Source organism: Bacillus sp. ME78 (assembly GCF_903970865.1).
GTDB classification, from domain to species: Bacteria; Bacillota; Bacilli; order Bacillales; family Bacillaceae_G; genus Bacillus_A; species Bacillus_A cereus.
Genome location: NZ_CAJCKK010000006.1, coordinates 106,572 through 118,200 on the forward strand (window position 1 = coordinate 106,572; position 11,629 = coordinate 118,200).

An 11,629-nucleotide genomic window follows, 5' to 3' on the forward strand; every position below is an offset into this window, starting at 1 on the left:
TTTAATCAAATTTTAATTTTTTTAATGCTTCTGCGAATGGGTTATTTAATGGTTCTTCTTCTTTTTTCTGTTGTTTCATATATTTTTGAACGTCGCGTTTATCGGCTTTGTTTCCAGATTCTTTTTTACGTCGCTCTTGGAATGTTGATAATTTCTCACGATAGCCACATTTACATGCGAAAATTTGGCCTGCACCTTCACCACGTAATTCTAGTTTCTTCTTACATTGTGGACAGCGAGCATTTGTTGTACGAGATACATTTTTACGATGACCACATTCACGATCTTGGCATACGAGCATTTTTCCCTTTTTGCCGTTTACTTCTAGCATTGGTTTACCGCAGTCTGGACAAGACTTCGTTGAAATGTTGTCATGTTTATATTTTTTATCACTCGATTTAATTTCAGAAACAATTTCTTTCGTATAGTTCTTCATTTCAGAAATGAATACTTCTTTTTTCAGCTTACCTTTTGCGATAGCCTCAAGTTTTTGTTCCCATTCACCAGTTAGTGTAGGGGATTTTAACTCTTCTGGTGCTAAATCAAGTAACTGACGGCCTTTTGAAGTAATATGAATATCTTTGCCACGTTTTTCAATTAAGAACGAATTGAATAGCTTGTCGATAATATCAGCACGCGTTGCTACAGTACCTAATCCACCAGTCGATTTTAATGTATCAGCGAGTTGTTTATTTTGCGTATCCATATATTTTGTAGGATTCTCCATTGCTGAAAGTAAAGTTGCTTCATTAAAGCGTGCAGGTGCTTTCGTTTGGCCTGATGTTTGCATAAGTAACTTTACAGTTAATGTATCGCCCTTTTCAATGTGAGGCAGAAGCTGCTCTTTTACGTCATCAGTTACATCATCGTCTTCAAATCGATTTTCGTATACTTCCTTCCAACCAGCATGTAAAATCGTTTTTCCGCGTGCAATGAACGTTTCACTACCAACTTTGGTACGTAATGTTAGTTGCTCGTATTCGAATGCTGGGAATAAAACAGCTAAGAAACGTTTTACAACTAAATCATAAATTTTGCGTTCTTTATCTGTGAATGCTGAGAAGTTAACGTATCCTTCTGTTGGAATAATCGCATGATGATCGCTTACTTTACTATCATCAACAAATGATTTGTTAGGTTTGATAGGCTTTTGTAATACTTTATGTGCGAAGGGACGGTATTCTCCAACACCACATGCTTTTAGACGTTCTGGAAGTGTTCCAACGATATCAGATGAAATGTAGCGTGAATCTGTACGAGGGTACGTTAGCACTTTATGCTGTTCATACAATTTCTGCATAATATTTAATGTTTCTTTAGCAGAGTAACCGAACTTTTTATTTGCATCACGTTGCAATTCAGTTAAATCATAAAGACCAGGAGAGAATGACTTCTTCTGTTTCTTATCAATTTCCACAACGGTAGCATTTTGTTTATCTAAACTGTTTACAATACCATCAATTTTTTCTTTATTAAAACTACGGCTATTGCCATTTGTATCTTGCCAAGTAAGTTTGAGTTTCTCCATTGTTTGAGCTTCGATGCCGTAGTAAGTTTGTGCTTTGAAGTTCTTTATTTCATCCTCACGACTAGCGATCATAGCAACAGTAGGAGTTTGCACACGGCCGCAATTTAACTGGGCATTAAAGCGAGTTGTTAAAGCGCGAGTTGCATTAAGACCGATATACCAGTCAGCTTCTGAACGTGCAACTGCTGAAGCGTATAAATTGTCATAGGCTTTACCTGGTTTTAAATTTGCAAAACCATCTTTAATTGCTTTATCGGTTACAGAAGAAATCCATAAACGTTTGATTGGTTTATTTAGCTTAACTTTATCGATAATCCAGCGTGCGACTAATTCCCCTTCACGTCCAGCGTCTGTTGCTACAATAATTTCATTTACATCTTTTCTAAGTAGCTGACTTTTTACAGCATTAAATTGTTTACCAGTTTGTTTAATAACCGTTAATTTCAAACGCTCAGGTAGCATCGGTAAATCTTCTAAATTCCACTTTTTATATTTCACATCATAACTTTCTGGATCTGCTAATGTAACGAGATGACCTAAAGCCCAAGTTACAATATATTTATTACCCTCAAGATAGCCGTTTCCTTTTTTATCACACTTCAGTACACGAGCAATATCTCGTGCAACGGAAGGTTTTTCAGCGATTACAACGCTTTTTGACATATTAAAAACATCCTTTCAAATTTCCATAAGTTAAATATAGCATACATCTTCTTGAGATTCAGTTTCGCTCCATATTTGAGCTGTTTTTAATGGAGGGAACAAAATCCCAACTAATTAAAGTTTCACTTTATCAGTTGCTTCTATATTAAATAGAAAAAGTAAAGAACTTGTTATTTTACTAGAATAAGAGTAGACTTTGAAGTAGATGAATAAGAAACACATGGGAGTTTGTGGATACAAACTGAGAGTATGGCTACTAGTCCGTCATTGACCATTTGAACCTGTTGGATAATGCCAGCGTAGGGAGAGTGTAAAAGCACATATTCAGGCACTTTGCGTACGCGCAAAGTGTCTTTTTGTGTATCTCCCATCATTATAGTTAGGAGATGAAAAGGATGAATATGAAAGAAATTAGTAAAGTAGTGGATTTGGTGAGAGAATCTAATCCGCTCGTTCATAATATTACAAATGTTGTTGTAACAAATTTTACTGCTAACGGTTTGTTGGCACTTGGGGCATCGCCTGTAATGGCGTATGCAAAAGAAGAAGTAGCAGAAATGGCTAGCATTGCTGGAGCGTTAGTATTAAATATGGGGACACTTCGTCCTGAAGAAGTAGAAGCGATGCTACTCGCGGGTAAATCAGCAAATACGAACAATGTGCCAGTACTATTTGATCCAGTTGGTGCAGGAGCAACTTCGTATCGAACAGAAGTTGCGAGACATATTCCGGCTGAAATCGATTTAGCAATTATCCGCGGAAATGCAGCTGAAATAGCAAATGTTATTAATGAGAAATGGGAAATTAAAGGGGTAGACGCTGGTACTGGAAATGGCAATGTTGTAAGTATTGCAAGGCAGACAGCAGACGAACTAAATACAGTTGCGGTCATTACTGGAAAAGAAGATGTTGTTACAGATGGAGAGAGAACTATTGTTATTCGAAACGGTCACCCTATTTTAACGAAAGTTACGGGAACAGGTTGTTTACTAACTTCTGTAATAGGAGCATTTGTAGCAGTGGAAAAAGATTATGTAAAAGCAGCAGTAGCAGCATTAACGTTTTATGGTGTAGCTTCGGAACTGGCAGCTGCTAAGACCGTGGAAAAGGGACCTGGTAGTTTCCAAATTGAATTTTTAAATCAGTTAGCGAATACTACTGCTGGTGATATTGAGAAGTATGGAAAGATTGAGGAGTTAGAGTAAGGGGGATGAAACACATGATGCGCATTGAAACAAAGAAGATGTCTAAGTTATTACAAGTGTATTTTATTATGGGAAGTAATAACTGCACGAGGGATCCTTTAGCTGTATTGAAAGAAGCATTAGATGGTGGAGTGACACTTTTTCAGTTTCGCGAGAAGGGGGAAGGTTCTTTAATCGGAGGAGATAGAGTGCGCTTTGCAAAAGAATTGCAGACGCTTTGTAAGGAATATAGTGTTCCTTTCATTGTAAATGATGATGTAGAATTAGCCATTGAATTAGATGCAGATGGTGTTCATGTAGGACAAGATGATGAAGGAATTACATCTGTTCGTGAAAAAATGGGAGATAAAATTATCGGTGTATCTGCTCATACAATTGAAGAAGCACGCTTTGCAATCGAAAACGGAGCAGATTATTTAGGCGTTGGACCTATTTTCCCAACGAGTACGAAAAAAGATACGAAAGCGGTTCAAGGAACGAAAGGATTAGCTTATTTTAGAGAACAAGGAATTACAGTGCCAATCGTTGGTATTGGTGGGATTACAATTGAAAATACAGTGGCAGTTATAGAAGCGGGTGCGGACGGTGTTTCAGTTATTTCAGCAATTAGTTTAGCTGAATCTACGTATGAAAGTACGAGAAAATTAGCTGAAGAAGTAAAGCGAAGTTTGTAGAAAAGGACATGTAGTATTTTAAGTGATACATCGAGAAGTAGACTGCCCAAAAAATTTAAACAAACGTTTGATTAAAAAAGCACAAACCTTTTTAAATAAAGGTTTGTGCTTTTTCTTTAAAACATAATTGAAATTAAGAGCATTCCAATTCCGATAGAAGTAAATGTTGCAATTAGGCCAGGAATCATAAAACTATGATTTAATACGTATTTACCGATACCTGTTGTACCAGTACGGTCAAAGTTAATAGCAGCAACGATTGTTCCATAGTTTGGAATGAAGAAATATCCATTTACTGCAGGGAACATAGCAATCAGTAGCGCCGGTGGAATGCCAAGAGATAGTCCAAGTGGCATTAAGGCACGAACAGTTGCTGCTTGGCTGTACAGTAAAATAGATAGAATGAATAGTGCGATGGCAAATAGCCAAGGTGCACTTGTTACTAAATGCTGAATGGATCCTTGAATCATATTTAAGTTTCCATTAAAGAAAGTATCTCCCATCCAAGCGATACCGAAAATAGCAACAACTGCTGTTGCCCCCGCTTTAAAGACGTTACCAGACACAATGCTTTCTACATTTGGTTTACAGAAAATAATAATAAGAGCCGCGATAGTTAACATAACCATCTCAATTGTATTCGGCATGGAAAGACGGGCTAACTTCCCATCAACTATCCATCCTGGACGAAGTGCTTCAAATGAACCAAGAAGTACAACAAGGAAGGTTCCTACAAGGAAAAGGATAACTGATAATTTTGCGCCCTTTACACCTACAAATTCTTTTTTCTCTTCAAGCTTAGGAATCATTCCTTCTTTTAATCGTTTTAAGTATTCAGGGTCTTCATTTAATTCTTTTCCCATCTTACTAGCAACGAATGCTGCTAACATACAAGCAATGAAAGTGGAAGGAATACTCACTTTTAAAATATCTAATAAAGTGATTTTATAGTCAGCTAACATTGCTAAAAGAGCAACTGTGGCAGCTGAAATTGGACTAGCTGTAATTGCTTGTTGAGAAGCGATTACGGCAATCGACATTGGGCGTTCCGGTCTAATCCCTGATTCACGAGAGACTTCTGCAATAACAGGAAGTACAGAATAGGCAACGTGACCAGTACCTGCACATAGTGTGAATAAATAAGTAACAATTGGAGCAAAAAAAGTAATACGCTTTGGATTTTTTCGTAATGCCTTTTCAGCTAGATGAACAAGATAGTCCATTCCTCCAGCAGCTTGCAAAGCACCAGCAGCTGTAATTACTGCCAAAATCATAAGCATTACATCGATAGGAGGCGCGGTTGGTTGTAGGTGGAAGACAAAAACGAGTATTGCCATACCAACTCCACCCATTACTCCTAAACCAACTCCGCCTAGGCGTGCACCAATAAAAATACAGAGTAACAAGGTAAGAAATTGTAGCCAAAACATGATAAACTACCTCCGAAATTCATTAGTTAAGATATATTCGAATAGTTTAATTTGAATGAAAATTAAATAAATACCCGAAGAAATCCTTGTTATTTATACATTTTTTATTATATAACACAAAAAAAGTAACATTCACGTACTTTTTGAAATTATTTCGAAAAAGCAATGCATTAAAAATTTGTATTTATATCTCTAAATAAGTAGACATTTTGATTTATATGTTGTAATCTTTGAAAGAGAATAAATTAATTCTCATAGAACTCCCATATCGTTCAACTCGTTCAGCGAGAAAGGCAAACTGATGGAAACATGAGGACGCAAAACTACAGGAGCTAAGGTCGAAAGGCTACGCTAGCCAGTTACCGGACGGATAGGGTTGGTCTTGGCCAATGCTTTTACATTGGCTTTTTTTTATTCTCGAACATATTGAGAAACATTTTCAAACAAAATATCCATATATTTTGTTTTTTTGTTTGTGTTGATTAAGGAAGGTGGATATTAATGAAAAAATATTGGCATAAGTTATCGTTCCTTCAAAAGAACGTCTTATTAACCGTATTAGTTATTTTGACACTTGTTGGAAGTATGGGTGCATTAAGTTTCAATATGTTTCAAAATAGTATGATGTCTTTATTTGAAAGGCAGTCTATTGAAACAGGAGAAATAGTATTGAAAAAACTGGATGTAGAATTAGTTAGAGACATGGCGAAAGATCCTACAGCCGAAAAAGTGAAAAAAGAAAAGTTAACAGAGAAATTAGATGAAGTATCAAAAGAATTGAAAAGCATTGGACAAACGTATGTTACAGGAGCAAAGCCGAATGAAAAGCGAGAATTACAACTCGTTGGTTTGACTACAGAGTTAACAAATGCGTTTCCTATAAAGCCGGGAGATTATTATGAACAACCCGCTCATTGGATGAAGGCATACGATAAAGTGATTGATACGAAAAAGGCTCAAATGACAGAAGTATATGAAGATGAAATAGGTTCGTGGGTGACAATATTAGAACCAATTACAGATGGAGAAAACAATATTATTGCAATTGTTGCCGCTGACTTAGATGCTTCCATTGTTCCTATTACAAAAGAGAAGTTTATGATACAGGGTTTACTCTTTATCATTATTTCATTAGCAATTGCGACTATTACTCAATTCTTTATCGTGCGTCACTCGCTAGCTCCATTAAAAGATTTACGAGAAGGGTTACGTAAAATTGGTGAAGGTGACTTGAGTATTAAATTAAAAGAAAGACCAGATGATATTGGAATTATTAATGTTTATTTCAATAACACGATTGAAAAGTTTAAAGGGATTATAGATAAAGTAAGGCAAACTGCTGAGCAAGTTTCTTCTTCTTCACAAGAATTGTCGGCGAGTACAGAGGAAAACAGCATGGCAGTTCAAGAGATTGCAAGTTCTATTGAAGGTTTAAGAGTAGGGGCACAGTCTCAAAAAACTTCAGTACAACAATGTTTAGGGATTGTACATGGAATGGAAGATAAGGTAGAAGAGATAACTGGGGCTGCGAAACAAGTTGCGGTTGCTTCTGAAGGTATGGAACAACATTCAATTGAAGGTAATGAAGTGATTGGACAAATTATTAATCAAATGAGTTTAATCCAAAATGCAGTACAAGATTTGTCTTCCATCATTTATTCGTTAGAAACAAGGTCAAAAGAAATTAGTGATATCGTAACTGTAATTACAGGTATTTCAAATCAAACAAATTTATTAGCTTTAAATGCTTCTATTGAGGCTTCACGTGCTGGAGCAGCTGGAAGAGGGTTTGCAGTTGTTGCTGATGAAGTACGAAAATTAGCAGAACAGACGGAAGCGTCTGCTAAAGATATAGCGAAATTAATTGGTGAAACACAAGCTGAGACAGAAGATGCTGTAGTTTCCATGCAAAAAGGTTCAAAAGAAGTAGAAACTGGAATTTCGCTTGTTCAAAGTAGTGGGAATTTCTTTGAAAAAATCTCCAAATCAGCGCAATCTGTTACAGATCAAGTAAAAGCTGTTTCGGGTAATTCGAGTGACATTTTACAAAATAGCCAGAATATCGTTCAAGTCGTAAATGAATTATCACATATTGCAAACACTTATGCCAACAGCAGTAGTAATGTTGAAGAAAGCATGAAAGAGCAAGAAATATCAGTACAAGATATTGCAGAATTAGCGACTTCTTTAAGTTGGCTTTCTCAGGAATTACAAGAGCTTATTGGTGAGTTTAAAAGCGAATAAGGAGAAAGTTCAATTCTAATCAAAGGGGATATCTCCGCTACTGATTATGAATTGAACGAATCTGCCCGTTAATAAGGGATGAAAAAGGTGTGAATTTTCACACCTTTATTATATTTAAGAGAGGAATTTACATAAATATGAAATTAGCAATTTCTTATAATGAGATGGTAAAAGAATTTTTAGGGAAAGTAGAAGGAAGTATTAAAATACCTAAAGATGTGCAAGGAACGGAACTTAGGATAAAAAGGAAAACTGAACTATTTCCAAATTTGACTCACATTGTAGATTTAATAGGAGCGACTGCAACGTGGTTATATCATATTTCTAAAGAAAAACATATTGTCGTGCTTTATCATGTAAGAGGAAGTTTATTTCCGATTACTATTGAAGTTTCTAATTTTCTCTCCTATGAAAGTTTGAATTTACAGATTGAAGAGCAACTGGAACAAATTAAAGAAATGAATGAGGAAGAAATAGAAGAGTTTCAAAACGGTAATACATTATATGAAATGTCACCTATTATTATTGGTGAAACATATTATGAGCTACAAGACACGAATACATTACAATTTGTATTTAGTAAAAATATGCAAAGTGTAGAAATAATATTTAATAGTGTTAATTGGAAGGAAACAACGATTACTCGTTATGCACAACAAATACAAGGTGTTTTAATTGGTACATCACAAAATAAGAATAATTATATAAAGAATTTTAATATTATTACAGAGGCCGAGATGGCACTTTATAGTCAAGTGAATGATACGACAGCAGTATATCCTGAGAAAAGTATCGTCGATATGTTCTATAATACTGTTACTCAATTTCCAAATCGTATAGCTTTATCTTCAAGGGAAGGTACTTTAACTTATGAGGAGCTAAATAAAAAAAGTAATCAAATAGCTCATATGTTAATTAAAAATGGCGTCCAATTAGGAGACTATGTTGGAATATTTATGAAACGTAGCATAGACACAGTAGTAAGTATGGTAGCTATATTAAAAGCTGGTGCAGCGTATGTTCCGATTGATCCAGATTATCCGGAAAGTAGAATACAGTACATTATTCAAGATAGCCAAGCGAAAGTTATATTGATGAAAGAGACGCCTATAACATGTGATGGGGTTCAAACAGTTTCAATGTATGATAGTGAAACTTGTGAAGATATAGATGTAAAGTTGTCTATTCATTGTGATGATGTAGCTTATATGATTTATACATCTGGTTCAACAGGGAATCCAAAGGGAACGATGTTAGCACATAGAGGCGTTGTTAATCTGTACACTTGGATGCAAAAGCAATATGAATTGACAGAAGAGGATGTATTTGCCCAATTTCCTTCTTTTAGTTTCGATGCTTCTGTATGGGAGTCATTTGCTTCTTTATTCTGCGGAGGAAACTTGTATGTATTATTAGAGGAAGAGCGATTGTCTGTAGAAGCATTTGCAAATGCAATCTATAAAGTGAAAGCAACTTCGATCTTGGCATTAGCAACAATTTTTGTTCGACAAGTAGCAACTTATTTAGCAGAAGAAGATATATATAAGCTAGCTTCCCTAAAAAGAATTGCGATTGGCGGTGAAATGTTGCCTGTAGAGGTTATTAAATTGTGGAGAGAAAGAATAGGTACAAATGTTGAAATTCATAATGTATACGGACCGACAGAATGTACTGTAGTGACGACAACCTATAAAATACCTAGTCAGTTAAATGAGGATGTTGCGAGTATTCCCATTGGTAAACCATGTGCTAATTATCAAGTTATGATTTTGGATGAGAATATGAATCTTTGTCCAATTGGTGTACCTGGTGAATTATATATTGATTCAGTAGGATTAGCAAAAGGGTATTTTAATAAGCCTAATAAAACAATTGAAGCTTTTATTCAGAACCCCTTTAATCCTATAGTTAATATATATAAAACAGGTGATATTGTTAAGTTATTAGAGGATGGAAATATAGAATTTTTACATCGGAAAGATGATCAAGTAAAGATTAGAGGACATCGTATTGAACTAGGAGAAATCCAAAGTAAAATTTCTCAAAATCATAATATAAAAGAAAATGCTGTTTTTGCTAAGAAGAGTAAGGAAGGTAGCCAATATTTAATCGCGTTCTATACAACTTTAAATAAAAAAGAAATACCAGAATTAGTTTATCAGTTACAAGAGCAATTACCAGATTATATGGTGCCATCTAAACTAATTTATATTAATGAATTACCACTTACACCTAATAAAAAGATTGATGTTAAGAAGTTAGCTCAGTTAGAAGAAAAGTATGAACCGGTTCGTCTACAAGAATATGTTGCACCTTCTAATAAAGCAGAGAAACAAATAGCGCGCGCTTGGGCGGAAGTATTAGGAATTTCAAAAGTTGGAGTGCATGATGATTTCTTTACAATTGGTGGACATTCATTAAAAGTATTACGAGTCTTAACGTTGTTAAAAGAAGATTTTTCACATTTAACAATTCAAGATTTCTTTAAAGAAAGAACGATATATGGATTAGCTCGAATTGAGCGAGAAGTAAAAGTAGAGAAAGAAGAAGTATTTCGTGAATATAAAGTGATTCACGAACCAGATACTATTACGTATGCAAACGTTTTGGAAGAAACCCAGATTTTAAATGTCTTTTTAACAGGAGCTACTGGTTATTTAGGATCACACATATTATATGAATTGTTGAGAGATACATCTGCTACTATTTATTGTTTAGTAAGACCAACCAAAGATGTGCAACAAAGAATTATAGATACATTAACAGGCTACTTTAGTGATATATGTGAAGAATGGTTACAGCGTATACAGGCCGTAGCTGGTGATCTGGGGGAAGAGTATCTTGGGATGAGCGAAGAAGAATTTATGTTCATCAGTTCTAAGATGGATACGATAATTCATTGCGGTGCAGATGTAAGACATTTTGGAGATGTAAAACAATTTGAAAATATAAATGTCCAAGGAACTAGCCGTATGCTAGCATTAGCGGAGAAAGGTGCTACATTCCAATTTATTTCTACAATTGGTATCCCGTTAGAATTAGCGGTAGATCAATGGGATACATACATGAAAACTGGTGATTTTAATTACAGTGTAGACTTAGAGAATGTATATTCAAATAGTAAACTACAAGCGGAAAACATTGTTCGTGAAGCAATGAAAAATGGTTTGCGCGGAAATATTTATCGTGCAGGTAATTTAGCATGTCATTCAGAAACAGGTTCGTTCCAACAAAATATTGAAGGAAACGCATTTTATCGTCTTATTAAAACAATGCTATTAATTGGGAAAGCACCAAATGTGAAGTGGAAAGTTGATTTCACACCAATTGATTTTGCTAGTAAATCAATTGTATCGTATTTAAAAGATTCGCAAATTGTAGGAGAGACGTTACATATTTGTCATCCACATCAAATTGAGTTTGAACAATTTATACAGTTAATTGGAGAGTGTGGATACAATCTTAAAATGGTTCCACTTTCAGAATATGTAAATACCGGACTTGAATTAGCGAAGGAAAATGAAGTAATAGCAGAGTTAATTGCTTCTCAAGTTGCAGGAGATGGAGCGCAGCAATCTGAAATTGTAATGGGTACGCGTAGAACGAATGAATGGATTAAGAAAAAAGAATTGATAGTACCAGCAATCAATAAAGAATTTATACAGCAGTTATTAGCTCATGGTGAAAAAGTTGGATATTTTCCAAAAATAATGAAATGATTATGCATGCTTTTGTTTGTTCAATAAAATAAATCATGCTACAATGAAAACGAATTAAGGACCGGGGAGCCAATTGGCTGAGAGGATGTAAGTAAACATCGACCCTCAACCTGATCTGGATAATGCCAGCGTAGGGAGTTACTTAAAGTGATGTAGCATATGTTAT

Annotated in this window: 6 protein-coding genes and 3 riboswitches; of the genes, 4 read left to right on the forward strand and 2 right to left on the reverse strand. The window is 35.2% G+C overall.

Translation table 11 applies throughout. The features are described from left to right. Nucleotide 1 precedes the first annotated feature (1 nt). Entirely contained in the window at nt 2–2,191 is a 2,190-nt protein-coding gene (gene topB / locus H6481_RS10055) for a DNA topoisomerase III (protein ID WP_182811599.1), read from the reverse strand. A 210-nt stretch (nt 2,192–2,401) separates the two neighbouring features. Continuing rightward, a riboswitch (TPP riboswitch) is annotated at nt 2,402–2,514 on the forward strand. A 72-nt stretch (nt 2,515–2,586) separates the two neighbouring features. On the opposite strand from topB, the gene thiM reads away from it, so the two are divergent. Continuing rightward, nucleotides 2,587–3,396: a hydroxyethylthiazole kinase gene (gene thiM / locus H6481_RS10060; RefSeq protein ID WP_053565352.1), complete on the forward strand. Its 810-nt coding sequence runs from the start codon at nt 2,587–2,589 to the stop codon at nt 3,394–3,396. A gap of 14 nt (nt 3,397–3,410) precedes the next feature. Continuing rightward, nucleotides 3,411–4,070 (forward strand): thiamine phosphate synthase, encoded by a 660-nt coding sequence (gene thiE, locus H6481_RS10065; protein WP_182811602.1) that lies wholly within the window; start codon nt 3,411–3,413, stop codon nt 4,068–4,070. A gap of 116 nt (nt 4,071–4,186) precedes the next feature. On the opposite strand, the gene H6481_RS10070 is transcribed toward thiE, so the two are convergent. Beyond that, nucleotides 4,187–5,500 carry an anaerobic C4-dicarboxylate transporter gene (locus H6481_RS10070; protein ID WP_000498704.1) on the reverse strand — a complete coding sequence of 438 codons (1,314 nt, stop codon included), beginning with the start codon at nt 5,498–5,500 and terminating at the stop codon, nt 4,187–4,189. Nucleotides 5,501–5,782: 282 nt separating this feature from the next. Beyond that, nucleotides 5,783–5,867: riboswitch (cyclic di-GMP riboswitch) on the forward strand. Between the two features lie 134 nt (nt 5,868–6,001). Between H6481_RS10070 and H6481_RS10075 the strand changes: the two genes are divergently transcribed. Together H6481_RS10075 and H6481_RS10080 are read left to right on the forward strand one after the other, a co-directional pair. Continuing rightward, the gene (locus H6481_RS10075) at nt 6,002–7,744 is read left to right on the forward strand and encodes a methyl-accepting chemotaxis protein (RefSeq protein ID WP_182811605.1); all 1,743 of its coding nucleotides are present in this window, start codon (nt 6,002–6,004) and stop codon (nt 7,742–7,744) included. A 137-nt stretch (nt 7,745–7,881) separates the two neighbouring features. Further along, nucleotides 7,882–11,463, forward strand: coding sequence for a non-ribosomal peptide synthetase (locus H6481_RS10080; RefSeq protein WP_182811608.1), 3,582 nt, complete (start codon nt 7,882–7,884; stop codon nt 11,461–11,463). A 52-nt stretch (nt 11,464–11,515) separates the two neighbouring features. Continuing rightward, a riboswitch (TPP riboswitch) is annotated at nt 11,516–11,617 on the forward strand. Nucleotides 11,618–11,629 lie beyond the last annotated feature (12 nt).